The organism is Cognatishimia coralii (assembly GCF_037478305.1).
Lineage (GTDB): Bacteria > Pseudomonadota > Alphaproteobacteria > Rhodobacterales > Rhodobacteraceae > Cognatishimia > Cognatishimia coralii.
On sequence record NZ_JBBGAZ010000002.1, the window covers coordinates 228,234 to 253,079 of the forward strand.

Below are 24,846 nucleotides of genomic sequence, written 5' to 3' on the forward strand. Positions count from 1 at the left end.
GCCAATCCACCGCATGGTTTGCCTATCAGGATCAGACAGCCTATCCCTGTTGCGCAAGAAGGAGACGCCGCATGCCCGAAACCCCCGTCCAGCTTATCTCTGGCAATCGCCGTGGCAATTGGATTTCTTTGCGGACGATCACCATGGTGCGGTGGATCGCTATCATCGGTCAGGTTACCGCCCTGATCGTGGCCCAGCAGTTCTTTCACCTAGATCTGGAATACGAACTTTGCTTTCTGGCCATTGCCGTGTCGGCTTTGGTGAACATCCTTGGCTATTTCACCTTTCCCGAAAACAAGCTTTTGACGGAAAGCGAAAACGCTGCGCTCTTGCTGTTTGACCTACTGCAACTGTGTTTTCTTTTGTTTCTGACCGGAGGCTTGAACAACCCCTTCTCGATCCTTGTTGTCGGTCCAGTGACGATCTCTGCAGCGACGCTTTCTGTGCGGATGACCGCGATTTTGGCCTCTGTTACCATTGCTTTGGTGGCCATGATGACCCAGTTCTATTTCCCACTGCGCACGGCATCTGGCGTCATTCTGGAAACACAGCAGATCTTTCTGATTGGCAGCTTTGCCGGGATCGTCATCGCCGTGCTGTTCTCGTCGATCTATTCCCAGCGCGTGGTATCCGAAATGTCGTCTATGGCCGAAGCCCTCGCCGCCACGCAGATGGCCCTAGCGCGAGAACAAAAACTAACCGATCTTGGCGGCGTTGTGGCCGCAGCAGCGCATGAGCTGGGCACGCCTTTGGCGACGATCAAACTGACCAGCGGCGAATTGATGGAAGAGCTCTCCGACAATCCAGAACTGCAGGAAGACGCGGCATTGATCCGCGAGCAAGCGGATCGCTGTCGGGATATCCTGCGATCCATGGGAAGAGCCGGCAAAAGCGATCTGCACATGCGCAGCCTGCCCCTCTTGACCGTCATCGAAGAGGCCGCCGAACCCCATAGTGACCGCGGCAAAGATGTCACCATTGATGAAACCATTTCGGATGACATCCTCGGCGAGGAACCCATGGTTCAACGCCGCGCCGAAATCGTGCACGGGCTGCGCAACCTGATCCAAAACGCCGTGGATTTCTCGAAGTCCTCGGTGCGGGTTGAGGCCACTTGGACCAATGAGTTTGTTTCGGTCAGTGTGATCGACGACGGGCCAGGCTTTCCCAATCATGTGATTGGCCGGATCGGTAGCCCGATGTTGCGACGCGGACGAAGCGAAAAGGACAAGAAGCGCAGGCCTGGCTATGACGGCATGGGATTGGGTCTGTTTATAGCCAAGACTTTGCTGGAACGCACGGGCGCAACGCTGCACTTCTCGAACCTCACGTATGAGACCGCCTCACATAGCGGCGCCATTGTCGAGGTGTCTTGGCCCCGTAAGGCAATTGAAGCGCAGGCCGATAGCCCACTGTCCGCAGAGAACCCGCAGATCCAGTAGATCAACTTAGGCCACCCACGCCATCTTCTTTTCGTTAATACTTTGTTAACCATTTTTGCTGATCCTTAGGCGTTGCGATGCCGTAGGGAAAAATGCTGGTTTCTGACTCTGCATTACTAGCGATTCAGCTTGGGCTTATAGGCGCTTGTGTGCTTGGCCTCGTACTTGTGGGGATTCGAGGCGCCTTTACGCATTCTTCTTCGCGGCGTTGGCAATACCAACGCGACGAGGCGCCTCTGGTGCTTCTCTTTGAGAACGGCGTATTGATTGACGCTGATCGCGACGCAACCGCGCTCTTGGGGACGCAGGACCTTAAGGACGTGACTTGGGCCCATGTCCGTGGCGTGGTTGCCAATCGTATAGCCACAATCCCGGTCTCTTTGGGCAACAGCAACGATCCAATCCGAACCTATCCAATCAACGCAAGACCCGGAGAACTCAGGGCAACGCTTGAACAATGGAACAAATACGCGAAGCTCTCGCTCCACAATTGGCCTACGCAAAACAAACGCAAGGCTGGCGTCCGAGTCCCAGTATCTGAGTTTGAGTCTTTGACCAACGCATCCATGGACTCGCCATTTCCGATTTGGAGAATGTCGGATCAAAACAAGGTGATTTGGGCGAACCCTGCCTTTTTTAAAGAATGCGGCAATCGTTTTCGGCTTGGCGAACACGCGGATAAAATGAAGATCCGAATTCCGGATGACCTCAAATCTGGAGAGTCGTTTCGTGTGTCTTATGACTCGGACCATCACGGCAGCATTCGCCATTTTGACATAACGATGATTGCCAACGGCGCGTCGCGCACTTTCTTTGCGGTAAACGCAGACAAGGCCGTGCAGGCGGATGAAGCCCGACGAAATTTTGTTCAGACGCTGGCAAAGACATTTGCACAACTCTCAACCGGCCTAGCGATCTTTGACAGGGACCGGCGGCTTGTCTTGTTCAACCCTGCCCTTTTGGATCAATTTGGCCTGCCCGCAGGTTTCCTGAGCGGCGAACCCACGCTAAACGCCTTCTTTGACAAACTCCGCCAAGACCGCATGATCCCCGAGCCACGCAATTATGGATCTTGGCGTGAGCGCATCATGCATATGGTGCTGGATGCCACTGACGACCGCTACCGCGAAATCTGGCCACTGCCATCGGGCGAAACTTTTCGTGTTACTGGACGCCCGCATCCAAATGGCGCAGTGGCGTTTCTGTTCGAAGACATCAGCGCCGAACTTTCTCTGGAGAGGCGATTTCGTGCGCAATTGGACATCACAAAAGCCGTCATTAACAATCTTCCCTCAGCAATCGCCGTTGTCTCACCGGGAGGGAGTTTCTCGATGACCAATGCCGCTTTCCAAAAGATGTGGCATGTCGACCCTGACAGTTCCATCGCAAATTTCACTTGGGTCGATTTCGAGAAGATTTGGCAAGATAAGGTGAAAGAGACTCTGATAATCGGGAGTCTCAGCAATTATTTGCGCCTATATCACGATCGACATGGCTGGGTTCGCGAGTTAAACCAGGAGTCCGGCAAGATCTTGCGAATTCAAGCGGATCCGATCATGGGTGGTTACACTATTCTGACATTTCACGAAGGCACTGTGCCCGTCCCAATCGACGCAAAAAAACTCGCACCCAGCTAGGCGCTTGCTGGTTGCAGGTGAGGCAGGGCGTAGTATCTTTGCACTATGACCCAGCGCAGTTTTTCGCTCGATTTAACCGACCCGGATGCCACCACCCAACTGGCAAAAACCATCGCACCGCGTCTGGGTGCGGGCGACGTGCTGCTGTTCACCGGTGATATCGGCGCTGGAAAAACCCATTTTGCGCGCGCACTGATCCAAAGCCTTTTGCCTGAGCCAGAGGATGTTCCGTCGCCGACATTTACGCTGGTCCAGATCTATGAGGTGTATCAATTCGAAATCTGGCACGCGGATCTCTATCGGTTGACCAGTCCGGACGAGGTGGTCGAACTGGGCCTGATTGACGCGTTCAGCGATGCGCTATGTCTGGTCGAATGGCCCGACCGACTGGCGGAGCTTGCTCCGTCCTCGGCCCTTTCGGTGTCCATGCGTATGACAGAACATCCCGGCCAACGTGCGCTCACCTTCACATGGGAGGCTGCGAAGTGGGACGAAAAACTCGCAGGTCTGGATGACCTCTGATCTTCACCCCGAGGGCGCTCGCTTTCTTGCGAACTCCGATTGGGCTTCGGCCGAAGTAGCCGCGCTGACCCAGGACGCATCCGCGCGTAAATACTTTCGTCTGACCAAGCAGACCCGGGACACGGCCATTTTGATGGATGCATCCCAAGCTCCGTCAGAAGAAATGGCGCGATTCCTGAAGATCGGCCGCCATTTAAGGAAGATCCACCTATCAGCTCCGGAAATCTATGCAGAAGCCCCGGGCTTTTTGGTCCTGGAGGACTTTGGTGACCTGCGTTTCGCGGACATGCCCGGCGATCAAGGCAGCCTCTATCCGATAGCTCTTGATGCTTTGTTGCATCTTCAAGCACATCCCGCGCCGCAAGACTTGCCCATTTGTGACGCGGCGCATCTCGGAGTGCTCGCCGCCACAGCATGGCAGTGGTACGCACCCGCCAGTACCGGAGAACGCGACGCCTTGGGGCAGTCGGTTGTAGACTTGGTTGAATCGCTCGCAAACAACCTGCTCCCGAAGCCAAGCTGCATGATGCTACGAGACTATCACGCAGAAAACATTATGTGGCTTCCCCAGCGCAATGGCACATCAAGAGCCGGTCTGTTGGATTTCCAGGATGCAATGCTGGGGCACCCCGCCTTCGATGTGGTGTCTCTGTTGCAAGATGCGCGGCGGGATATTTCTCCTGATTTCGAACTGGAGATGTGCACCTACTTTCGAAAACGCGCCTCGATCAGTGAGGATGAGTTTACCACAACCTATGCAGCCCTTGGAGCCATTCGCAACCTGCGCATCATCGGTATGTTCGCTCGCCTGTCGCGCCTGCTGCGCCGGCCCAGCTATGTCGATTTCATTCCGCGAGTCTGGGCGTATCTGGAGCGCGACTTGGCGCATCCGGGCCTCAATGACCTGCGGAAGATTGTAGATGAGACACTTCCATTTCCCGCCGAGACTCACCTGAATTTTCTGAGAACCGAATGCCTGACACCCCCACCTCAGTGATGATATTTGCCGCTGGTTTTGGAACGCGCATGGGCGATCTGACCCGCGCGACTCCCAAGCCATTGATCAAGGTAAATGGCAAAGGCCTCATCGACCACACTCTGGACTTGGTTGACAGCATTTCGCCCGAGATCACAGTTGTAAATGCCCACTATCTGGCCGATCACATCGTCGATCATTTTGCCGACAAAGACGCCATAATCAGCATCGAAAAACCGGACATTTTGGATACCGGAGGAGGCTTGAAGGCAGCGTTGCCGCTTCTGAAACAATCCCCCGTCTTCACCAGCAACAGTGATTGCATCTGGGACGGTCCCAATCCGTTTCGTCTTTTGTTAGAGTCGTGGAGCCCGAAACGCATGGATGCGCTTTTAGGGTGTATTAGGGTCGAAAATTGCCTTGGTAGGGTCTCTCCTGGGGACTTCAGCATTGACGAAAATGGCATGATTTCCCGAAAAGGCGAATTCGTCTATGGTGGCGTTCAGATCATTAAAACAGACCGTGTAAGAGCCCATCCAAATCGAACATTCTCACTGAATGAGATCTGGGATCAGATTGCGCAGGACAAGCGGCTCTTTGGGCTGGACTACCCCGGACGATGGTGCGACGTCGGACACCCGGACGGGATCGCATTGGCCGAAGGGCTTTTGAGGGGGCAAGATGTTTGAAATCACCAGCAAGCCGAACGTTTTTGGCGTCGCGCCCGGCGTCGATTTTCCACGCGCACTGATCGAGGGTCTCAAGGCGCGGATGCAGTCCCACCCCCCCGAGGCTATGGCGCGTGTTGAGGTCATCGTGAACACGCAGCGGATGGCGCGGCGGATGCGACAATTGTTTGATCAGGGTCCGCCCATGCTCTTGCCGCGGGTCAAGCTGCTGACAAGCCTTGGGCAGTCGCTCAAGACCCCCCTGCCGCCGGCTGTTAATCCTCTGCGTCGACGGTTCGAACTGACCCAGATCATCGCCCGCCTTTTGGATCAACAACCCGATCTCGCCCCGCGTGCGTCGCTCTTTGATCTGGCAGACAGTCTCGCGACGCTCATGGACGAAATGAATGGCGAGGGCGTATCCCCGGATGCGATTGCCGCGTTGGATGTCAGCGATCAATCGGGCCATTGGGAACGGGCGCAGCAATTCTTTGGCATTGCCCGTCAGTTTCTGGCCACCGTCGCAGAGGAACCGGACGCGGAATCCCGCCAAAGACAGATCGTCGAGGCGCTGATTGCCCAGTGGGAGGTCGCGCCACCGGATCATCCGGTGATTTTGGCGGGCTCCACCGGTTCGCGGGGCACGACGATGTTGCTGATGCAGGCTATCGCGCGGCTGCCGCAGGGGGCTTTGATCCTGCCCGGGTTCGATTTTGATACCCCGGCCTCTGTTTGGGCGACGCTTGGGGATGCGCTGTCGGCAGAGGATCACCCGCAATATCGGTTCAACAAGATCCTTCGTGGTTTGGATATGTCGCCCATGGATGTTCAACCCTGGACCGAGATCCAAGCGCCAAGCCCCGCGCGTAATCGGCTTGTGTCGCTGGCCCTGCGCCCAGCGCCGGTCACAGACCAATGGCTGTCCGAAGGCCCAAGTCTGACCAATCTGGACGCGGCCTGCGAAGGCATCACTTTGGTCGAAGCGGGGTCAATGCGCGACGAAGCCCTCGCGATTGCCATGCGCCTAAGGCAAGCGGCCGAGGACGGGGTACCTGCGGCTTTGATCACACCAGATCGGATGCTGACACGTCAGGTTACAGCGGCATTGGATCGCTGGAACATCTTACCCGATGACTCGGCGGGCACGCCTTTGCAATTGTCGCCTCCGGGGCGGTTTTTGCGGCATGTTTCGGCTCTGTTCCAGCAGGAATTGACGTCAGAGGCTTTGCTGACTCTTCTTAAACACCCACTGACGCATTCGGGGTCTGACCGCAATACGCACCTTCGTTTGACGCGAGACCTCGAACTGTACCTTCGCCGCAAAGGGATCACCTTTCCGACAGTTGAAAAGCTCTCGGCTTTCGGTGCCGGACAAAAAGATGCCTCGGACTGGTTACAGTGGCTTACATCGCACTTCTGCGATCAGGTGTCGCTCGGGGAAGTTCCGCTGGACGCACGCGTCACAGCGCACCTCGATTTGGCCGAACGGATCGCGCGCGGTTCTACCGCTGCGGACGGCAGCGGTGGTCTTTGGGACGAGAAAGCCGGTCGCGAGGCGATCCGCATTGTCTCGCAACTACAGTCCAACGCGGGCTACGCAGGCGCGATGACGGCGGGCGATTATTCAGACCTGTTTGGCGCGGTCTTGTCGCGCGGCGAAGTTCGGGATCGTGACGCACCGCATCCGCATATCCTGATCTGGGGCACCCTCGAAGCGCGGGTGCAGGGTGCCGATCTTCTGATCCTTGGCGGACTGAATGAGGGCAGCTGGCCCGAAAGCCCGTCGCCTGACCCCTGGCTTAATCGAAAGATGCGTCATGACGCGGGGCTTTTGCTGCCAGAACGTCGGATTGGCCTGTCTGCACATGACTTCCAGCAGGCCATCGGTGCCAAAGAGGTCTGGTTGACGCGCTCCATCCGCTCGGATGAGGCCGAAACCGTTCCTTCGCGCTGGATCAACCGCCTCGCGAACCTTTTGTCCGGTCTGAGGGAGCAAGGCGGGCCAGATGCTTTGGCGGCTATGCGATCTCGTGGCTTGGCTTGGCTTGACCGCGTGGCGCAACTCGAAGCCGTCGCGCAAACCGAGCCGGCGCACCGCCCTGCCCCGCGGCCGCCCGTCAGCGCGCGCCCGACACGATTGTCCGTGACAGAGATCAAACGGCTGATCCGCGACCCCTATGCTATTTACGCAAAACATGTGCTGCGTTTGCGCGCCTTGGATCCACTCATGAAGCTGCCCGATGCCCTGCTGCGTGGCATCGTGGTGCATGAGGTACTGGAGCAATTCGTCAAAGACGTGGACGCGGACCCAAACAATCTGACCCACGCGCATTTGATGCAGATTTCAGAGTCTATTCTTTCAGAAAACGTACCTTGGTACGCCGCCCGCGCCCTCTGGATGTCCCGCATGGAACGGGTCGCAGGGCATTTTATCGCGGGCGAAACCTCTCGTCGCAAACACGCCAAACCCGCCGGGTTTGAAACCCGAGCCCGGTCAGAAATTCCCCATCTGGGGTTCACTCTGAGTGGCACGGCCGACCGGATCGACCGTGACGAAAACGGTAATCTGCTGATCTATGACTACAAGACCGGGACGCCCCCGTCGCCCGAGGAACAAAAGTTCTTTGACAAGCAGCTGTTGCTTGAGGCTGCGATGGCAGAACGCGGCGGGTTTGAAGGCATCACCCCGTCCGAAGTGGTAGCCGCGATTTACCTTGGTCTTGGGAATACTCCGAAGGATGTTGCTGCGCCTTTGGTTGACACACCGCCTGCGCAGATCTGGGCTGAATTCGAGCGGATGATTGCGAAATACCAGGATCCCGAGCAGGGCTACACGGCCCGCCGCGCGCTGCGCAAGGATACGGACATCGGCGACTATGACCAGCTCGCGCGATTTGGGGAATGGGAAGTGACCGACGCGCCCAAGCCGGAGGATCTGACGTGAAAATGAACGATGCAACACGCCGTCAGGTCCAAGCAGCCCAACCACGGGCGTCGACATGGCTGAATGCGAACGCGGGCAGCGGTAAAACGCGTGTGTTAACGGATCGCGTGGCGCGGCTCTTGCTGCAGGGGGTCGAGCCTCAGCATATTCTTTGCCTGACCTACACCAAAGCCGCTGCATCCGAGATGCAGAACCGTCTGTTCAAACGTCTTGGTGCCTGGGCCATGAAGGATGATCGAGAGCTGCGGCATGAGCTTGAAGAGCTGGGCGTCGATGGCCCCGTGGACCGCGCCAGACTGCGGGATGCTCGGACGCTGTTTGCGCGCGCGATTGAAACGCCGGGCGGGCTAAAAATCCAAACCATCCATTCGTTCTGTGCGTCTTTGCTGCGCCGGTTTCCGTTAGAGGCCGGTGTCTCGCCTTTGTTTCGAGAGATGGAGGATCGCGCAGCAACGCTCTTGCGGGAGACGATTGTCGAAGAAATGGCCGCGGGAGATGACGCGGATCTGGTGGCGCAATTTGCTCAGGTCTTTACGGGAACGGATTTCCAACAGATCTCGGAGGATGTCGCGAAACACAGCGCAGCCTTTGCGCAGGATCCATCCTGGGAAGCAATCTGCGAGGCATTGGGGATCGATCCTCAAATGTCCGAAAATGTCATCGCCTCTGAAGTGTTTTTGGGCGACGAGGCAGCGCTCTTCGGTGCCCTCATCGCTGCGATGAAAACAGGCAGCGCGACCGATGTGAAAAACACTGAAAAACTCGCATTGGTGACTGATTTCGGGATCGGAGATCTTCCGAACCTAGAGAGAATCTTTTTGACAGGGGCCACGGCGAAATCGCCGTTTTCTGCCAAGATAGGATCTATACCAACCAAGAAATTGCAGTCGGAATACCCCGGCCTGACGGAAAAACTGAATAAACTGATGGCGCGGGTCGAAGAGGCACGTCCCAAGCGGTTGGCCCTGGCAAATGCACGCCGTTCAATGGCCCTTTGGCGCTTTGGTCATGCCTTCGTCGAAAGGTATGAAAATCAAAAGCAACAATTGGGCTGGCTGGACTTTGACGACCTGATCTTGCGGGCTCGTGATTTGTTGAATGATCCAGCCGTGGCCGCTTGGGTTCTGTATCGATTGGATGGCGGCATCGATCACATTCTGGTCGATGAGGCGCAGGATACCAGTCCCGAGCAATGGCAGGTCATCGAACGCTTGGCGCAAGAATTCACGTCCGGTGAAGGCGCGCATGACGCGGAGCATCCGCGGACGATCTTTGTCGTCGGGGACAAGAAGCAGTCGATCTATTCCTTCCAGGGGGCCGACCCCGCCGAGTTTGATCGCATGCGCGAAGAGTTCGCGGCGCGGCTGGATGGCTCGCAAACGCCATTGCAGAAATCCGAACTCGAACATTCGTTCCGGTCGTCCTATGCCATTCTTCGGGTGGTCGATGAATGCTTCAAGCTGCGCGCGGACACGGATTTCGAGCAGCACATTGCGTTTAACAGCGATATGCCGGGGCGGGTCGATCTGTGGCCTGTGATCGAGCCCACAGCCAAGGCGGAAGAAGGCGACTGGTTCGATCCGGTAGACCGTCTCTCGGAAATGCATCACACGGTTCATCTGGCGCGCATGATCGCGGATCAAATCAAACGAATGATCGCGACCGGCGCTACAATTCCTGCTGGCAAGGATGAAACTGGGGTCTACAGACAGCGACGTGTGCGGGCTGGGGATTTTCTGATCCTCGTGCAACGGCGCTCTGACCTGTTCCAAGAAATCATCCGCGCCTGCAAAGCTGCAGACCTGCCCATCGCAGGGGCAGACCGGCTGAAAGTCGGAGCCGAGCTCGCGGTGCGCGACTTAGCAGCCTTGTTGAGCTTCCTCTCGACTCCGGAAGACAGCCTCTCTTTGGCAACGGTGCTTAGGTCACCACTCTTTGGCTGGAGCGAGCAGGCGCTGTTTGATCTTGCGCACCGACGTGAGGTGCCGCTGTTGTGGCAAGCGCTGCGGGATCGGGGCAACGAGTTTCCGGAAACCATGGAGATCCTCGGCGATCTCATGGGGCAAACCGATTTCTTGAGGCCTTACGACCTGATCGAACGCATTCTGACCCGCCACAAAGGCCGTGCGAAACTCTTGTCACGGCTGGGGTCCGAGGCTGAGGACGGGATCAATGCGCTTTTGAGCCAGGCGCTGGCTTATGAGCGGTCTTCCGTGCCCAGTCTGACCGGCTTTCTGGTTTGGATGGAAACTGATGACCTGGAAATCAAACGCCAGATGGATTCCGCCGAAGACCGTATTCGCGTGATGACGGTGCATGGCTCTAAAGGGCTTGAAGCGCCGATTGTGATTTTGCCCGACACCGGTAAACGCAACCGGCCCAGCGCGCCGGCGATCCTTGATGCTGATGGGGTGCCGTTGTGGACCGGACCAAGTGCCGAGATGCCCGAGGCGGTTTCTGAACGCAGGGTGGCCTTGGCGGATCGTCAGATGGAGGAACGGCAACGGCTGCTTTATGTCGCCATGACCCGCGCAGAAAAATGGCTGATCGTGGCGGCCGCCGGGGATTTGGATAAATCCGGCGAGACTTGGTACCAGACCATCGAAGCGGGAATGAAATCCGCAGGTGCCGTGCCACAGGACTTTTTGATCGGGCAGGGGCTTCGGTATTCGCACGGGGAATGGGGCGGGCCTATCGAGGACGCGCCTTTGGCCAAAATAGCAAATTCTGGTGAATTAGAGACTGTTTTCACCCAAGATGCCCCGATAGTGACCGCATCCTCCAAGACGCTCAGCCCCTCTGAGCTGGGTGGCGCTAAGGCTTTAGCCGGAGAGGCCGGATTAGACGAAGAAACGGCCAAAACAAGGGGGTCTGCGATCCATGCATTGCTGGAAAACCTCCCAAATCACCCGCCCGAGGACTGGGAACGCGCTGCACGGCACATCCTCGACCTCACGGATGCGGACCCAGAGGATACCACCCTGCTGACAGAAGCGGCGCGTGTTCTCAAAAGCGAACATCTGGCCCATGTATTTGCCGAAGATGCCCTGGTCGAGGTTTCCATTTCTGCACATCTGGGGTCAGACCGACTGCACGGCACAATCGACCGTTTGATAATCACGCCGGACCGCATTCTCGCGATCGACTTCAAGACCAATGCGGTCGTGCCACAAAGTGTGGACTCCGTACCCGAGGGCCTGTTGCGTCAGATGGGCGCCTATGCCCACGCGCTTGCGCAGGTCTATCCTGATCGCCGCATCGAGACCGCGCTTTTGTGGACGAAATCAACCGAACTCATGCTTTTGCCTCAAGAATTGGTGAATGACGCACTCCATAGGGCGCTAGCTGCTTGACGCCCCAGCATCTCGTACCTAGGTTCTTAACCAACTCACTTCCCTCTTTAGGAGAAAATCATGGCAACCGTTGCTGTCACCGATGCCACTTTTGACGCCGAAGTCAAAAATTCCTCTATACCAGTCGTCGTCGATTTCTGGGCGGAATGGTGTGGCCCATGTAAACAAATTGGCCCAGCTCTCGAAGAGCTGTCTTCCGAGATGGAAGGCAAGGTCAAGATCGCCAAAGTCGATGTCGACAGCAACCCAAACGCGGCTGCGTCCATGGGCGTTCGCGGCATTCCGGCGCTGTTCATCTTTAAGGACGGTCAGGTGATTTCGAACCGCGCGGGCGCGGCCCCGAAAGCGGCGCTGCAAAGCTGGATCGAAGACTCGATCTAAGCCGATCTGATCGAAATTCTGGAAAAGGCGCTCCATCGGGGCGCCTTTTTCGTTAGAGCGGCCAGCCGAATTTGCGAAGGCGGGCTCGGATCTTGTCGTCGGCGTTCATGCGGCGCAGGTTGATCGAATGTCGCTGCCAGAACCACCAGATATAGGCGGCATAGTCCGGGCGGTGTTCGGCGATCTGGTCAAAGGCCATGTCGAAGGACATCCGAGACACATCCAAAGCGATGTGGTGGAAATCGATCTTTCCAAAAAGCACCGAAGGCTTGGCAAAGAAATTCGCCATGAACGCGACCGACGAATTCTGGGTCACGATGAAATCGCAGTCCTTCGCGATCTCATACGACAGGCGGGTCGAGAGGTTCACATTTGAAAACTCGCCCGCGAGATCCTTAAGTGCTCGGGTTTCTTGCCCCGAATAGACCTCGCGCGGATGCAGGGTCACATGGATGGGTCGGTCAGGGAAATGCGACGCTGTTTTGGCGATCATGTCGACCGGGCTGCAGGTCTGAAAAACGCGGTGGCGCGTCAGTTTTCCCTGCAATGGTATCAGGATTGACCCATCGCGCTGGGTTTGGGTCGCTGCGTCTCCGAACAATCGCGCGCGCCAATCCGCGTAGAATTTCGCAGCGCGATCCGGATTGACACGCGAAGGGTCAAATTCCGCCTGTGCGACCTCCCAGAGCCAACGCTTCTTCTCGACTTCTATACGGTGAAAAGATGGGTGATAGGCCTCGCGAATCGTGACGGATCGCTCGGCATTTGCGGGTTCCATGCTAAAAATGGAATAGCCTTCATAGCTGCTGCGCGCGGTCTTGTTGTCGTGCAGCTCGACGTCAAACCCGTCTTCGCGCAGCACGTTTGTGATCCGTGCAATGAATCGATCCTGACCCGCGCGCACCTTCTTGATCCGAGGTGAGGGTAAATAGAACCGTGTGATGCGCGGCGCGGGCATAAGTGTTCAGCCGATGTAAACCTATATCAGGCCAAACATAGACCGCCCCCGCCAAAGAAAAAACCGCCTGACCTTGGTCAGACGGCTTTTTGGGGAGGGTACTTTAGGGTGCGGGGATTAGAAATCGCCGCGGGACAGACCGATGTCATCCAGCTGAGCGTCGCTCAGGCTGGAAAGTACACGCAGGTCATTGCGTTTTTCGTTCCATGCGACGACAGCCGCGACTGCGGTGCCTACAAAAGCAAAGATAGAGCCAGCTGCCTTGAAAGGCGCTTGTGCGGTCAGAGCGATAGTTGCCATTTCAGTATTCCTTTGAATGGGACAGCCGACCCTGTGTCGGTTGTTGTGCGCAAATAACAGGCAGTTTGAGAACTTTACAAATGCCAGTTCGACAGCCCCGGTTTGCGCGCGCTGCATAGCTTGTCATTGGGCAAGAGATTCGGGGATTTTACGCAATTTTGCCCGCGGGCTTGTGTCTTTTTGGGGGGCGTCCCATATATGAACACCGAATGCAGGAGGCCACTATGGCAGAGGACAGTTTCCCCGGTTGGCATGGAACAACCATCATTGGCGTCAAAAAGGGCGGCGAGGTCGTGATTGCTGGCGACGGGCAAGTCAGCCTTGGCCAAACCGTCATCAAAGGCACCGCGCGCAAAGTGCGTCGGCTTACGCCCGGTGGACATGAAGTTGTGGTTGGGTTTGCGGGATCCACAGCGGACGCGTTTACTTTGTTGGAACGGCTAGAAGCGAAACTCGAAGCAACGCCGGGCCAATTGGCGCGGGCTTCGGTCGAGCTCGCCAAGGACTGGCGCACCGACAAATACCTGCAAAAGCTCGAAGCAATGTTGATCGTGACGGATGGGAGCGATCTTTTAGTGATCACCGGGGCAGGGGACGTTCTGGAGCCCGAGCATGACGTGACCGCGATCGGCTCTGGCGGAAATTTTGCTCTGGCGGCGGCGCGTGGCATGATGGACAGCGACAAGGATGCTGAAACCATCGCACGCGATGCGATGGCAATTGCCGCAGATATTTGCGTTTACACGAATGGCCGGCTGACGGTCGAAACGATCTCGGCGTAAGGCAAAGGAACCACTATGACCGACCTAACCCCCCGCGAGATTGTCTCGGAGCTGGACCGTTTCATTATCGGCCAAAAGGACGCGAAACGTGCTGTGGCCGTGGCGCTGCGCAACCGTTGGCGGCGCAAGCAGCTCTCTGATGATCTGCGCGATGAAGTTTACCCCAAGAATATACTCATGATCGGCCCTACCGGCGTCGGCAAAACAGAAATTTCCCGGCGTCTGGCGAAACTGGCCAAAGCTCCGTTTCTCAAGGTTGAAGCCACCAAGTTCACCGAGGTCGGCTATGTCGGCCGTGACGTGGAACAGATCGTGCGCGATCTGGTGGATGCCGCGATCCTGCAGACCCGCGAGCACATGCGTGACGAGGTCAAGGCGAATGCTCGGTCTGCGGCTGAGGAACGCGTGATTACTGCCATCGCCGGAGAAGACGCCCGCGAAGGCACCCGCGAGATGTTTCGCAAGAAACTCTTGGCCGGTGAGCTTGATGACACGGTGATCGAACTAGAGGTTGCCGATACCTCAAACCCCATGGGTGGCATGTTTGACATTCCGGGTCAGCCGGGCAGCCAGATGGGCATGATGAACCTTGGCGATATCTTTGGCAAAGCCATGGGCGGGCGCACCACGCGCAAAAAGCTGACTGTGGCGGAAAGCTATGACGTTCTGATCGGCGAAGAAGCGGACAAGCTTTTGGATGACGAGACCGTCACCCGAAATGCGCTAAGTTCGGTTGAAGAAAATGGCATCGTGTTTCTGGATGAGATCGACAAGGTTTGCGCCCGTTCTGATGCACGCGGTGGGGACGTCAGCCGCGAAGGGGTGCAACGTGATCTGCTGCCTTTGATCGAAGGCACCACGGTGTCCACAAAGCACGGTCCGGTGAAAACCGACCACATCCTCTTCATCGCGTCCGGTGCGTTCCATATCGCGAAACCCTCGGACCTCTTGCCCGAACTTCAAGGTCGTCTGCCGATCCGCGTCGAGCTGCGCGCGCTGACCGAGGATGATTTCGTGCGCATTCTGACCGAAACCGACAACGCTCTGACCCGCCAATACACGGCGCTGATGGCGACCGAAGAGGTGACTGTTACGTTCACCGATGAGGGCATCGCCGAGCTGGCGAAGATCGCGGCGGATGTGAACCAATCGGTCGAAAACATCGGCGCGCGGCGGCTTTATACCGTCATGGAACGTGTCTTTGAGGAGCTGTCCTTCAACGCGCCCGATCAAGGCGGCCAGGAAATCACCGTCGACGCCGCTTTCGTTGAAAAGAACCTTGGCGAGCTGACGAAATCCGCGGATGTTTCCCGCTACGTTCTATAGATTATGGGCTTTGCCCGTTTCCTGATCGACAATGCGCGCTGGCTCGCTGCTGGCGCGCTTTTGACGTTTATGTCAGGGTTCGGGCAGACCTTTTTCATCTCGATTTTCGCCGGTGAAATCCGCGCCGAATTTGGCCTGAGCCACGGCGAATGGGGCGCGATTTACGCAATGGGCACCACCGCCTCGGCAGTGGTGATGGTCTGGGCTGGGGCGCTGGCGGATCGCTTTCGTGCGCGGACTCTGGGCACGGTCATCCTGTTTGGCTCGGTCATCGCGTGTCTGTTTATGGCCGCCAACCCCTATGCGGCTTTGCTGCCACTCGCCATCTTTGCGCTTAGGTTCACAGGACAAGGCATGTCGAGCCACCTAGGCATCGTGATCATGAGCCGGTGGTTTTCCAAGATGCGAGGACGTGCCATCGCAATTGCATCATTCGGGTTTTCAACCGCAGAGATCATTCTGCCGATCAGCTTTGTTCTATTAATGGGCTGGCTCGACTGGCGACTTCTGTGGGTGGCCGCCGCGGTCATGGCAGCGCTCGGGATCCCCGCGCTTCGCCAGCTTCTGAAATCCGAACGCAGCCCCAATGAGCTGGCCGAAACAACCGTCACCTTGGGCCTTGATCAACGCCATTGGACCCGAGGTGAAGCCCTGAGGCATTGGGTTTTTTGGCTCATGTTCCCCGCGATTGTCGGCCTTTCGGCCTTTGGCACCGCGTTTTTCTTTCATCAGGTGCATTTCGCCGAGGTCAAAGCCCTGTCGCATCTGTCGCTTGTCGCAAGCTTTCCGTTTTTCACCGCCGTTACTGTCGCCTCGATGACCTGTTTCGGCTGGGCGCTGGATCGCTTTGGTGTAACGCGGATCCTGCCGTTCTATGAACTCCCAATCGCGCTGGCCTTCATTTGCTTTGCGCTCGCGTCGGGTCTGCCCATGATCTGGCTGGGTCTTTTGTTCTTTGGCGTCACGGCGGGGGCCTCGACCACGCTTGTTCCGGCCTTTTGGGCCGAGGTCTATGGCACCAAACATATCGGCGCGATCAAGGCTTTGGCGGCGGCGGCCATGGTATTTGGATCGGCGATTGGGCCTGGGCTGACAGGCGGGTTGATCGACCTTGGGATCGGTCTTGAAACGCAGTACCTCGGCATTGCGGTGTTTTTTGCCTGTGTCACGGCGGCGCTTTTTGTCGGAATACGAAAGTTGCGTGACCACATCCAAAGCCCGGTTGATCCAACGTGATGCAATCCACATAGTGGGCCTGTCCTTTAGGAGAGTGCCATGCGCCCGTCAGCCCTTGTGATCGCGTCTATCTTGCTGCTCGGCGCTTGCGCAGATCGCGCCACGCTTCACGTCCTGCCTGAGGCCAAGGAGATCGGAACGATCCACGAGATCTATGTGGCGACCAATCGCGGGCGGCGCGCTGAGGACGGAGCATTTGATGAAAGCCGGTCAGAGACCACCAGCTATTTAAAGGCCACGGTCTCTGTTCCACCGACTCATGAGGCCGGCACAACCCAAACAAACGCACGCAACCCAAATCCCGCGCGGGATTTTGTAATCGCCGCGCAGAATGAGCTCGGTTCACAACCTACCTTCCAAAGCGATCTACGAAAATCGCTGGCGTCTCACCCTTCTGCAGATCGCGATGTGACGCTATTTGTGCATGGCTATAACACCAGCTATTCCGAAGCTCTGTTTCGCCTGGCGCAAGTAGATCACGACATGCAGCCGCCCGGCGTGTCTGTGCTGTTTTCCTGGCCCAGCGCGGCGCAGATTGTGGGCTATGCCAATGATCACGACAGCATGATTTTCAGCCGGGACGCGCTGCAGGACACGTTGTTTTCGGTTAGCAAAGTTGCCCCGAAGCGCACGCTTTTGGTGGCGCATTCCATGGGTGCCATGCTGACGATGGAAACCCTGCGCCAGATTGAAATCGAACGCCCGGGTTGGTCCAAACGAAACCTGCAGGGCGTGGTGCTGATCTCGCCCGACATTGATATCGACGTGTTCCACAGCCAGCTCGCACGGATCCCGAACCTGCCGCAGCCCTTTGTGGTCTTTGTCTCACAACGCGACCGCGCCCTTGAGATTTCTGAACTGGTCAATGGCCGCCCCCAACGTCTGGGCCGAGAAAGCGATATAGAGCAGTTGCGCGACTATCCGATCCTCGTGATTGATGTCACCGAGTTCAGTAATGGCCGCGGTGGGGATCATTTCACCGTCGGATCATCCGCTGAGTTGATGGAGTTTCTGAGCGACCCGCAGCTTGAACAGGCAATTAAATCGCAGGTCTTTGGCAACACTGAGCTGCGCGCGAGTGGGCAGCTGCTGGGGTCTACTCTGAAGCGGGCGGAAAACGCGGTTCAATGGATCTTATTCCCGCAGCGCGCGTCGGATTAACGCACGCGCCTGAGGTAAACGTAATAGGCTCCGGAACCACCGTGCTTTTGATGTGCCTCGGTTACTTGCAAAACGATCGGCCCGAGCGGAGCCATCTTTAGCCACTGTGGCACCTGATGTTTCAAAACGCCGAAGCGCACGGGGATCGGGCCGCCATCGTCGCGCGCCTTGCCCTTGCCCGTGATCACCAGAACCAGCCGCATGCCTTCGGCATAGGACCGCATGACAAATCCAGTCAGGGCAGGGTGGGCCTGATCCAACGTCATCCCGTGCAAGTCGATGCGCGCTTCGGGATAAAGGCGTCCACGCTTCAGGCGCTGAAAGGCCTTTTGGTCCATGCGAACGGGTTCCTCGGCCAGACGCTCGGACAGAGTTGGCGCGAGGTTGTTGCCAGGCGTCGCATCGCGTGATTTTGCGCCGATCTTGAATTTTGGCAAAGCCGCTGGGGCCTCGGGGGGCGAGACCTCGATGCGTTTTGGAAGGGCTGTCTTTGGCGCGAAGTTGGGCGGCAGATCATGCAGAGGATCTGCGGTCTTTGCCACTTTCTGCCAAAGGTCCTGTTCGTCTTTGCTGAGTTTGCGTTTGGTCACATCACCGTCTCGGGCAACAACGCATAAGCGCGCTGAATCGGCAGCAGTACTATCATCCGCCCCGGATCACGCAAGCGTCCTGCGGCCTGACCTGCCGCCTCGCCGGTGCCGAAAAAGATGTCCGCGCGCTGCGCGCCTTTGATCGCGGATCCGGTGTCCTGCGCGATAAAGAGCTGATTGATCGGATCAGCGCCGCGTTTCTCGATCCAAACCGGCGCGCCGAGTTTCACATAGCGCGGGTCCACGGCCGCAGACCGGAGCTTGGTGAGAGGACGGTTCATCGCACCCAGCGGTCCTTTATGGGCGGGCACATTTCGAATTACACGGAAAAACACATAGCCCGGATTGTGGCGCAGCAGTTCTTCTCCGGCGGCACCGTTGCGACGCACCCAAGTGCCGATGACTTTGGCTGAGACCTGATGGCTTTTGTAGATCCCTCGCCGCACCAATTCCGCACCAACCGAGCGATAACGGAACCCGTTTGAGGCGCGATATCCCAGGCGTATGTAGCTACCATCCTGCAATCTGATGCGCCCCGATCCTTGGATCTGCGTGAAGAATAATGCTGTCGGATCGTCCACCCAAGCAATCTCGAGGCCACGGTTTTTCATGATGTCCGTGGTTTCGATCTCGCGCCGGGATTTCCAGAGCGTGCCTTCGCGTACCTCAGGGGGCTTGCGATAGACCGGATAACGGAAACGGGCGGTTTTTACGCGCGACCCATTCATTTCCGGTTCAAAATAGCCTGTGAACAGCGCCGCGCGTTTGTCGGAAATCTCCACCGGACGGAACAAGAGCTCAAAGAAAAGCGTCGCATCCCCGAAACTCGGCGCAATGGCGCAGAGCGTGCGCCAGTCTTGGTCCTTGAGATCGGGACAGGTTTCCATAAAGGCAGAAAGGGCGGCGCGATGATCGTCTGCCGCCCACCCGTTCAGGTCGTCAAAATCCAGAATTTGATAGTCCGTTTCAGCCTTAGCAGGGCGCGGATCACCAGCGCCCCAAAGCAGAACCCCAAGCCACGCGGCGAGGGTTACTCGGATGTAGCGACCAGCTGCCAATTTGGATCATCCGAGCCCATGCTGCGCGCAAAGGTCCAGACGTCCTTTTGTTTCTTGCTTTGTTTCTCGTCGCCTTCTACGATCTCGCCGGCCTCGTTGCGCACGGCGTAGACCAGTTCACCCACAAATCGCACGGTGACTTCGGCCAAACGCGAGGCGTCGTCAAAGGTCGCATCCACCAGAGTGGTCTCTCGCACGCCAATGAATTGTGCATCCACAGTCAGACCCTGATCTTCGCGCGCGGCAATCACGCTGAGGAAAGCTTCGTACACTTCTTCAGAGATGAACGGCTTGATCTGGTCGATGTCGCCGTTTTCAAAGCCCATGAGGATCATCTCATAAGCGCCCTTCGCGCCGCCAAGGAAATCGCTGACGCCAAAGCTTGGCTCAGCCGCTTTCATGCTTGCGAGGGCTTTGGCCGCATTGCTGTCCTCTGGGACGTGATCGACGATATCCAGATCCGGCCCGCCTTCGATCACTTCGAAATCAGGAGTGCGACGCGCGGCTGGCGCCGACATTTCGCGTGGCGGCTCATAGCCATCACGTGTGCCCAGCACGTTGCGCAGGCGCAGGATCAAAAAGATGGCAATGCCTGCTAGCACCAAAAGCTGGATAATCGGCGAATTCATGCGGTCCTCGTGTAGACTATTTAAACTGTGTCCTAGGGGACTTATGTAGGTCAGGTGGGCAATCAAGTCCACCTTAGCCGAAACCGCCAAGGAGTGGATGAAAATGTGGTTGTTTGTGGCCTTTTTGGCCGTTCCGTTGATCGAGATCGCGCTTTTCGTGCAAGTCGGCGGGGCCATTGGACTTTTTCCCACTTTGGCGATCGTGATTATCACGGCGATTCTGGGCACATATCTGGTGCGCGCACAGGGATTCGCAGCACTTGCAAACCTGCGTCAGAGCTTTTCACAACTGAGTGATCCGACCGAGCATCTGGCCCATGGGGCGATGATCCTCTTTGCAGGCGCCTTGCTTTTGACGCCCGGGTTTTTCACCGATGCGGTGGGTTTTGCCCTGTTGATGCCGCCCGTGCGGCTGGCGATAATCAATTACGCAAAGACCCGCGTGCATGTGCAGGGGTTTCAGACCATGGGCGACGGCAACTCCATGCATTTCCGGGCGCGCACCGGCAAGGATGATGTGATCGACGGTGAGTTCATGGATATCGACGTGGATATCGACACAGACTCTGGCAAAAAGCCAACGCATCCACCTTCTGGCTGGACCAAGCATTGAGGGTCCCTCGCGGACCTGCTAAGCCTCCGCGCAAGTTTTAACAGTGGAGACGAATATGGCAGAGACCGAAGGCGCAGCCGCGCCACAGGCGCCGCAAGTCAAGATGAACGTGCTGGGTCAGTTCATCCGCGACATTTCTTTTGAAAACATCCTCGCACAAAAGGGTGTGACTGGCGAAGTTCAGCCTGACATTCAGGTGCAGGTGACGCTGGACGCGAAAAAGCGCCCAACGGATCATCAGTTTGACATCAGCATGAAGCTGAACATCACCTCGAAGGCGAAAGAGGGCGACGATGTCTTTTTCGTGCTGGAACTGGATTATGTCGGCATCTTCCACGTCGAAGGCGTGCCGCAAGAACAGCTGCATCCGTTCCTGATGATCGAATGCCCACGTCAGATCTTCCCCTTCGTGCGTCGGATTGTGTCCGACATCACGCGCGACGGTGGCTTCCCGCCGCTGAACCTGGATCAGATCGACTTTGTTGCGCTCTATCGTCAGCAATTGGCGGCGGCACAGGCGGCGGCTGGCGAGAAAAAGCTCGACGCATAAGCATTTGGCGGGCGTTCCTGATCGGAGCGCCCTCTATGATGTCTTTCAAAGACATCGACGTCGGAAATTTTCAAAATTTCCGGGACCCGGGCGTCAGGTCAGTTTCGCCCAGAGCGCATCTTCTCCCATCTTTTCAACGAATTGACTGTGCGCGGCACGCTCTTCTTCGGTGATCCGAGACGGCAAGGGAGTGCTGCGAGGCTGCGGACGCCAATCGTCTGCTGTGGGACCTGTACCGCCAGCGCCGGCGACATTTGACAGAGCGAAATCGGGCTGACGCCCACCGATCAGCTCCAGATAGACTTCGGCCAGAATTTCGGAGTCCAAAAGCGCGCCGTGCAAAGTCCGGTTGCTGTTGTCGATGCCAAAACGACGACACAATGCATCCAATGACGCCGGAGAACCCGGGAATTTTTTGCGCGCAATCGCCAGCGTATCGACCGCCCGTTCCCACGGCAGTTGTGGTAGATTCATCCATTTTAGTTCGGCGTTCAGGAACTTCATGTCAAACGCCGCATTGTGGATCACGAGCTTCGCATCGCCCACGAAATCCAGAAAGCTCTGCCCGACTTTGGCAAAGACCGGCTTGTCGCGCAGAAGGATCTGCGCAGGTTCCGGATCTCGCGGCGGCTCCAGCAAGTCCGGGCCAATACCGTGCACCCCAAAAGCCTCTTCAGGCATCATGCGTTCTGGATTGATATAGACGTGATAGGTCTCGCCCGTAGGCATGTGGTTGTTCAGCTCGACACAGCCGATTTCCACGATGCGATCGCCAGATTCGGGATCAAATCCGGTGGTTTCCGTATCCAATACGATTTCACGCATCATGCAGGCCTTTTCTGATGGTGCTTAGGATCATTTCCACCTGCGATTTGGCGTGATCCAAACTGTCGGTGATCACAACGTAATCGGCACGGGCGCATTTGTCATCGTTGGGCATTTGCTTTGCGCGGATTGCCTCAAATGTGTCTTTGGTCATGGTCCCGCGTGCCAAAACGCGTGCTTCTTGGACGTCTGGTGGCGCGGAAACGCAAACCACCGCATTCATCGTTCCCTCTGATCCGGTTTCAAAGAGCAATGGAATATCCAAAACAGTCACATCCGCCTCGCTTTGCGCAATGAAGTCCGCCCGATCCTGAGCCACCAGAGGATGCACGATCTTTTCCAGAGCTCTCAGAACGCTGAGATCCTCTGAAATCAGCGATTTCAGCGCGTCGCGAGACACGGCACCGTCCTGCACAGCAGTGGGGAACAAGTCCGCCAGTGGTGCAACAGCCGCGCCACCCTTGGAATATAACCGATGCACCGCCGCATCCGCATCCCAGACCGCGCAGCCCAGATCCGCAAAGATCTTGGCCGTGGTGGATTTCCCCATGCCGATGGAGCCGGTCAATCCCAGTTTAAACGTCATCTGAGCATCACTTTTCGCACATCATCTGTCACCTCGGGGCGCGGGCCGAACCAGCGCTCAAATCCCGGGACCGCTTGGTGCAGCAACATGCCCAAACCATCGACGGTCGTGCATCCTTTTGCCTGTGCGGTTTCCAGGAAGTTTGTCATCAAAGGCGTATAGACCAAATCGGTCACAACGGCATCCGCGTTCAATCCATCCAGTGGCACCCGCAATTCCGGTTTACCTGTCATACCCAACGAGGTCGTGTTCACAACAGTGGCTCCATCTTCCATGACGTTGCCGGCCTGCACCCACTCGATCACCTTGATGCGCGCACCGAAATCATCGCGCAATTGCTCGGCACGGGCGCGGGTTCTGTTGGACAGCAAAATTTCAGGAACACCAACGTCCAAAAGCGAGGCCAAAACCGCGCGAGCGGCACCACCCGCACCCAAAACAACAGCCGCCCCGGCGGTTGGATCCCAATCGGGCGCGCCGTTCCTAAGGTTCTGAATAAATCCGTAACCGTCTGTATTGTCGGCTAGAATTTTCCCATCCTCCAAGAAAATTAGTGTGTTTGCCGCCCCTATCAATGTCGCGCGGTCGGTGACTTGATCAGCGATTTCCAAAGCGCGTTCTTTGTGGGGAATGGTCACATTTGCGCCAACGTACCCCATCTTGGGCATCATACGCAGAACGGCCTCGAGGTTTTCTGGCGCCACATCGATTGGCACATAATGCCCCTCAAGCCCATGTTCCTTCAGCCAGTACCCGTGCAATTTGGGAGACTTTGAATGGGCAACCGGATGACCGATGATAGCGGCCAATGGGATCTTTGGGTGACTCATTTGGGCAGATCTCCTCTGAGAGTCAGGAAGGACAAAAGTTCCAATAGCGGCAAGCCAAGCACGTTGAAATAATCGCCATCCACACGTGCGAATAGTCGGATGCCTTCTTCTTCCAATTTATAGCCTCCGACCGAATACTGAACAGAGTCCCAGTTGCGCGCGAGATAGTCGTCCAGATACGCCTCGGAAAAATCCCGCATGAATAATCTGACCTGACCAATATGCCGCCAGATCGGCTTTCCGTCCTCGCAAATCACTGCGGCTGAATAGAGAGTATGTCGTTTGTTCCGCAGAGCAAGAAGCTGCGCGCGGGCCTCACCGATGGACGCGGGTTTAGACAGAAGCCGCCCCTCGAAATCAAGCACCTGATCGCAGCCCACAACCAAAGCCCCCGGCGATTTCGCACTTCCACGCAAAGCCTTTGCTTCGGCCAAAGCATCCGAGATATCACGCGGCGTGTGACCTTCGGCAATGAGGCTTTGCTTGATAAGCTCTTCATCCACACGCGCGGGTTTCACTTCAAAAGATACGCCCGCGTTGCGCAAAAGCTGCGCGCGGATCTCGGAAGAAGAAGCAAGGATCAAACTTTGGGTCATGTGGGTAACTTGGTGCAAAAACCGTGCAAGTCTGCGTGTATTCTTTGTTGAGGAGTCAGTGACAGATAAAGCTTCCCCGCGATAGGGGATTTTTCGGGGGTGATATTCCAATCTTCTCCGCGCTGGATATGGATAACTGTCTATATGTGAAAACCGAGCGACTGCAATTTTTATACAAGGAATTATCCACACGGCCACATTTCTGCCACAATTCGCAACACATTGAAATTTATGTATTAATTTTGGTTAACGCTGGTTTCCCCGTGAAAATTCTAATTTGAGATGCTTTTTATACCCCTGTGGGTAAGGCCCGTAAAACTCGATAATCCACAGAAAATTGTCACACTACCAAATCATCTTTCTTTCTATATATATTTATTATTATTGAGAGTGATCAGAGCAGGTCCCAAGACATGTCCGATATCCTGGCTATTTCCTATCCTTGGATCAAAGCCTTTCACATTATGGCTGTGATCGCCTGGATGGCGGGTCTTTTCTATCTGCCACGTCTCTATGTGTATCACGTGGAGCGGGCAAAGAAGGGGGATCAACTTGATGAAACTTTCCAGATCATGGAGTACAAGCTCCTGAAAGTGATCATAGGGCCTGCAAGCGGGGCTGTATGGCTCTTTGGTCTTCTTTTGGCGCTGACCCCTGGTATCGTGGATTGGAGCGCTGTGTGGCCTTATACAAAGCTTGTCGGAATTCTTGGAATGACCTGGTTTCACCATTGGCTGATGGCCCGGCGCAAAGACTTTGAGAAAGGCGAGAATAAGCTGACTGGTCGCCAATATCGCATGATGAACGAAGTCCCGACTTTGCTGATGGTCTTGATCGTACTCTCTGTGGTGGTGAAATTCTGACGCGGTGATTTGACTCACAC

At 56.6% G+C, this 24,846-nt stretch carries 24 protein-coding genes; 15 read left to right on the plus strand and 9 right to left on the minus strand.

The features are described 5' to 3' along the window. Positions 1-71 precede the first annotated feature (71 nt). The 8 genes from regB to trxA all read left to right on the plus strand — a co-directional run bounded on the left by regB (position 72) and on the right by trxA (position 11,923). Positions 72-1,442 (plus strand): sensor histidine kinase RegB, encoded by a 1,371-nt coding sequence (regB, locus tag WG622_RS06725; RefSeq protein ID WP_339402881.1) that lies wholly within the window; start codon positions 72-74, stop codon positions 1,440-1,442. Positions 1,443-1,681: 239 nt separating this feature from the next. Then, positions 1,682-3,079 (plus strand): PAS-domain containing protein, encoded by a 1,398-nt coding sequence (locus tag WG622_RS06730; protein WP_339402882.1) that lies wholly within the window; start codon positions 1,682-1,684, stop codon positions 3,077-3,079. 45 nt (positions 3,080-3,124) lie between these two features. Next, complete coding sequence (tsaE, locus tag WG622_RS06735) at positions 3,125-3,601, plus strand: tRNA (adenosine(37)-N6)-threonylcarbamoyltransferase complex ATPase subunit type 1 TsaE (RefSeq protein WP_339402883.1); 477 nt, start codon at positions 3,125-3,127, stop codon at positions 3,599-3,601. Further along, complete coding sequence (locus WG622_RS06740; protein ID WP_339402884.1) at positions 3,591-4,598, plus strand: aminoglycoside phosphotransferase family protein; 1,008 nt, start codon at positions 3,591-3,593, stop codon at positions 4,596-4,598. Before tsaE ends, WG622_RS06740 begins: the two co-directional genes overlap by 11 nt. After that, the gene (locus WG622_RS06745) at positions 4,574-5,266 is read left to right on the plus strand and encodes a nucleotidyltransferase family protein (RefSeq protein WP_339402885.1); all 693 of its coding nucleotides are present in this window, start codon (positions 4,574-4,576) and stop codon (positions 5,264-5,266) included. The genes WG622_RS06740 and WG622_RS06745 overlap by 25 nt, the downstream gene beginning before the upstream one ends. Beyond that, positions 5,259-8,189 (plus strand): double-strand break repair protein AddB, encoded by a 2,931-nt coding sequence (gene addB / locus WG622_RS06750; protein WP_339402886.1) that lies wholly within the window; start codon positions 5,259-5,261, stop codon positions 8,187-8,189. The genes WG622_RS06745 and addB overlap by 8 nt, the downstream gene beginning before the upstream one ends. Before the next feature lie 2 nt (positions 8,190-8,191). Then, positions 8,192-11,542 (plus strand): double-strand break repair helicase AddA, encoded by a 3,351-nt coding sequence (addA, locus tag WG622_RS06755; RefSeq protein ID WP_339402887.1) that lies wholly within the window; start codon positions 8,192-8,194, stop codon positions 11,540-11,542. A gap of 60 nt (positions 11,543-11,602) precedes the next feature. Continuing rightward, positions 11,603-11,923 (plus strand): thioredoxin, encoded by a 321-nt coding sequence (trxA, locus tag WG622_RS06760; protein WP_209357803.1) that lies wholly within the window; start codon positions 11,603-11,605, stop codon positions 11,921-11,923. A 52-nt stretch (positions 11,924-11,975) separates the two neighbouring features. Here the strand turns inward: trxA and WG622_RS06765 are convergent, their stop codons facing one another. Beyond that, positions 11,976-12,881, minus strand: a complete 906-nt coding sequence (locus tag WG622_RS06765; RefSeq protein WP_339402888.1) for a hypothetical protein — start codon at positions 12,879-12,881, stop codon at positions 11,976-11,978. A gap of 117 nt (positions 12,882-12,998) precedes the next feature. Then, entirely contained in the window at positions 12,999-13,181 is a 183-nt protein-coding gene (locus WG622_RS06770; protein WP_339402889.1) for a DUF1127 domain-containing protein, read from the minus strand. 224 nt (positions 13,182-13,405) lie between these two features. Between WG622_RS06770 and hslV the strand changes: the two genes are divergently transcribed. From hslV to WG622_RS06790, 4 genes are read left to right on the plus strand one after another with little or no spacing between them, the layout of a single operon-like run. Beyond that, a complete protein-coding gene (gene hslV, locus WG622_RS06775; protein ID WP_339402890.1) occupies positions 13,406-13,963 on the plus strand; it encodes an ATP-dependent protease subunit HslV in 558 nt (185 codons plus the stop codon). Positions 13,964-13,978: 15 nt separating this feature from the next. Then, on the plus strand, positions 13,979-15,289 hold the full coding sequence (gene hslU, locus WG622_RS06780; RefSeq protein WP_339402891.1) for an ATP-dependent protease ATPase subunit HslU: 1,311 nt from the start codon (positions 13,979-13,981) through the stop codon (positions 15,287-15,289). Between the two features lie 3 nt (positions 15,290-15,292). Then, a complete protein-coding gene (locus WG622_RS06785) occupies positions 15,293-16,525 on the plus strand; it encodes an MFS transporter (RefSeq protein WP_339402892.1) in 1,233 nt (410 codons plus the stop codon). Positions 16,526-16,564: 39 nt separating this feature from the next. Next, the gene (locus WG622_RS06790; RefSeq protein ID WP_339402893.1) at positions 16,565-17,686 is read left to right on the plus strand and encodes an alpha/beta hydrolase; all 1,122 of its coding nucleotides are present in this window, start codon (positions 16,565-16,567) and stop codon (positions 17,684-17,686) included. Here WG622_RS06790 and WG622_RS06795 read toward each other — a convergent pair. The 3 genes from WG622_RS06795 to WG622_RS06805 are packed head-to-tail and all read right to left on the minus strand — an operon-like array spanning position 17,683 to position 19,963. Beyond that, complete coding sequence (locus WG622_RS06795) at positions 17,683-18,276, minus strand: Smr/MutS family protein (RefSeq protein ID WP_339402894.1); 594 nt, start codon at positions 18,274-18,276, stop codon at positions 17,683-17,685. The two genes, WG622_RS06790 and WG622_RS06795, sit on opposite strands and share 4 nt — an antisense overlap. Then, positions 18,273-19,316, minus strand: coding sequence for a murein transglycosylase A (gene mltA, locus WG622_RS06800; protein WP_498371366.1), 1,044 nt, complete (start codon positions 19,314-19,316; stop codon positions 18,273-18,275). Before mltA ends, WG622_RS06795 begins: the two co-directional genes overlap by 4 nt. Then, the gene (locus tag WG622_RS06805; RefSeq protein ID WP_339402895.1) at positions 19,307-19,963 is read right to left on the minus strand and encodes a Tim44/TimA family putative adaptor protein; all 657 of its coding nucleotides are present in this window, start codon (positions 19,961-19,963) and stop codon (positions 19,307-19,309) included. Before WG622_RS06805 ends, mltA begins: the two co-directional genes overlap by 10 nt. A gap of 103 nt (positions 19,964-20,066) precedes the next feature. On the opposite strand from WG622_RS06805, the gene WG622_RS06810 reads away from it, so the two are divergent. Together WG622_RS06810 and secB are read left to right on the plus strand one after the other, a co-directional pair. Then, on the plus strand, positions 20,067-20,576 hold the full coding sequence (locus WG622_RS06810; RefSeq protein ID WP_339403009.1) for an FxsA family protein: 510 nt from the start codon (positions 20,067-20,069) through the stop codon (positions 20,574-20,576). 55 nt (positions 20,577-20,631) lie between these two features. After that, the gene (gene secB, locus WG622_RS06815) at positions 20,632-21,126 is read left to right on the plus strand and encodes a protein-export chaperone SecB (protein WP_339402896.1); all 495 of its coding nucleotides are present in this window, start codon (positions 20,632-20,634) and stop codon (positions 21,124-21,126) included. 93 nt (positions 21,127-21,219) lie between these two features. Here the strand turns inward: secB and dnaQ are convergent, their stop codons facing one another. Genes dnaQ through WG622_RS06835 form a run of 4 tightly spaced genes read right to left on the minus strand, consistent with a single transcriptional unit; the run spans position 21,220 to position 23,963 of the window. Continuing rightward, positions 21,220-21,951: a DNA polymerase III subunit epsilon gene (gene dnaQ, locus WG622_RS06820; RefSeq protein ID WP_339403010.1), complete on the minus strand. Its 732-nt coding sequence runs from the start codon at positions 21,949-21,951 to the stop codon at positions 21,220-21,222. Then, complete coding sequence (coaE, locus tag WG622_RS06825; protein WP_339402897.1) at positions 21,944-22,537, minus strand: dephospho-CoA kinase; 594 nt, start codon at positions 22,535-22,537, stop codon at positions 21,944-21,946. Before coaE ends, dnaQ begins: the two co-directional genes overlap by 8 nt. Further along, complete coding sequence (locus tag WG622_RS06830; RefSeq protein WP_339402898.1) at positions 22,534-23,367, minus strand: shikimate dehydrogenase; 834 nt, start codon at positions 23,365-23,367, stop codon at positions 22,534-22,536. Before WG622_RS06830 ends, coaE begins: the two co-directional genes overlap by 4 nt. After that, the gene (locus tag WG622_RS06835) at positions 23,364-23,963 is read right to left on the minus strand and encodes a Maf family protein (protein WP_339402899.1); all 600 of its coding nucleotides are present in this window, start codon (positions 23,961-23,963) and stop codon (positions 23,364-23,366) included. The genes WG622_RS06830 and WG622_RS06835 overlap by 4 nt, the downstream gene beginning before the upstream one ends. Positions 23,964-24,376: 413 nt before the next feature. Between WG622_RS06835 and hemJ the strand changes: the two genes are divergently transcribed. After that, positions 24,377-24,826: a protoporphyrinogen oxidase HemJ gene (gene hemJ, locus WG622_RS06840; protein ID WP_339402900.1), complete on the plus strand. Its 450-nt coding sequence runs from the start codon at positions 24,377-24,379 to the stop codon at positions 24,824-24,826. Positions 24,827-24,846: the final 20 nt, after the last annotated feature.

Excerpts from the sequence above, each read along its gene's own strand:
- WG622_RS06745 (WP_339402885.1), top strand. The coding sequence starts at position 4,574 with ATGCCTGACACCCCCACCTCAGTGATGATATTTGCCGCTGGTTTTGGA.
- secB (WP_339402896.1), top strand. The coding sequence starts at position 20,632 with ATGGCAGAGACCGAAGGCGCAGCCGCGCCACAGGCGCCGCAAGTCAAG.
- tsaE (WP_339402883.1), top strand. The coding sequence starts at position 3,125 with ATGACCCAGCGCAGTTTTTCGCTCGATTTAACCGACCCGGATGCCACC.
- WG622_RS06790 (WP_339402893.1), top strand. The coding sequence starts at position 16,565 with ATGCGCCCGTCAGCCCTTGTGATCGCGTCTATCTTGCTGCTCGGCGCT.
- WG622_RS06785 (WP_339402892.1), top strand. The coding sequence starts at position 15,293 with ATGGGCTTTGCCCGTTTCCTGATCGACAATGCGCGCTGGCTCGCTGCT.
- coaE (WP_339402897.1), bottom strand. The coding sequence starts at position 22,537 with ATGACGTTTAAACTGGGATTGACCGGCTCCATCGGCATGGGGAAATCC.
- WG622_RS06830 (WP_339402898.1), bottom strand. The coding sequence starts at position 23,367 with ATGAGTCACCCAAAGATCCCATTGGCCGCTATCATCGGTCATCCGGTT.
- WG622_RS06765 (WP_339402888.1), bottom strand. The coding sequence starts at position 12,881 with ATGCCCGCGCCGCGCATCACACGGTTCTATTTACCCTCACCTCGGATC.
- addA (WP_339402887.1), top strand. The coding sequence starts at position 8,192 with ATGAACGATGCAACACGCCGTCAGGTCCAAGCAGCCCAACCACGGGCG.
- addB (WP_339402886.1), top strand. The coding sequence starts at position 5,259 with ATGTTTGAAATCACCAGCAAGCCGAACGTTTTTGGCGTCGCGCCCGGC.
- regB (WP_339402881.1), top strand. The coding sequence starts at position 72 with ATGCCCGAAACCCCCGTCCAGCTTATCTCTGGCAATCGCCGTGGCAAT.
- dnaQ (WP_339403010.1), bottom strand. The coding sequence starts at position 21,951 with ATGCGTGAAATCGTATTGGATACGGAAACCACCGGATTTGATCCCGAA.
- hemJ (WP_339402900.1), top strand. The coding sequence starts at position 24,377 with ATGTCCGATATCCTGGCTATTTCCTATCCTTGGATCAAAGCCTTTCAC.
- hslV (WP_339402890.1), top strand. The coding sequence starts at position 13,406 with ATGGCAGAGGACAGTTTCCCCGGTTGGCATGGAACAACCATCATTGGC.
- trxA (WP_209357803.1), top strand. The coding sequence starts at position 11,603 with ATGGCAACCGTTGCTGTCACCGATGCCACTTTTGACGCCGAAGTCAAA.
- hslU (WP_339402891.1), top strand. The coding sequence starts at position 13,979 with ATGACCGACCTAACCCCCCGCGAGATTGTCTCGGAGCTGGACCGTTTC.
- WG622_RS06740 (WP_339402884.1), top strand. The coding sequence starts at position 3,591 with ATGACCTCTGATCTTCACCCCGAGGGCGCTCGCTTTCTTGCGAACTCC.
- WG622_RS06835 (WP_339402899.1), bottom strand. The coding sequence starts at position 23,963 with ATGACCCAAAGTTTGATCCTTGCTTCTTCTTCCGAGATCCGCGCGCAG.
- WG622_RS06805 (WP_339402895.1), bottom strand. The coding sequence starts at position 19,963 with ATGAATTCGCCGATTATCCAGCTTTTGGTGCTAGCAGGCATTGCCATC.
- WG622_RS06810 (WP_339403009.1), top strand. The coding sequence starts at position 20,067 with ATGTGGTTGTTTGTGGCCTTTTTGGCCGTTCCGTTGATCGAGATCGCG.
- WG622_RS06770 (WP_339402889.1), bottom strand. The coding sequence starts at position 13,181 with ATGGCAACTATCGCTCTGACCGCACAAGCGCCTTTCAAGGCAGCTGGC.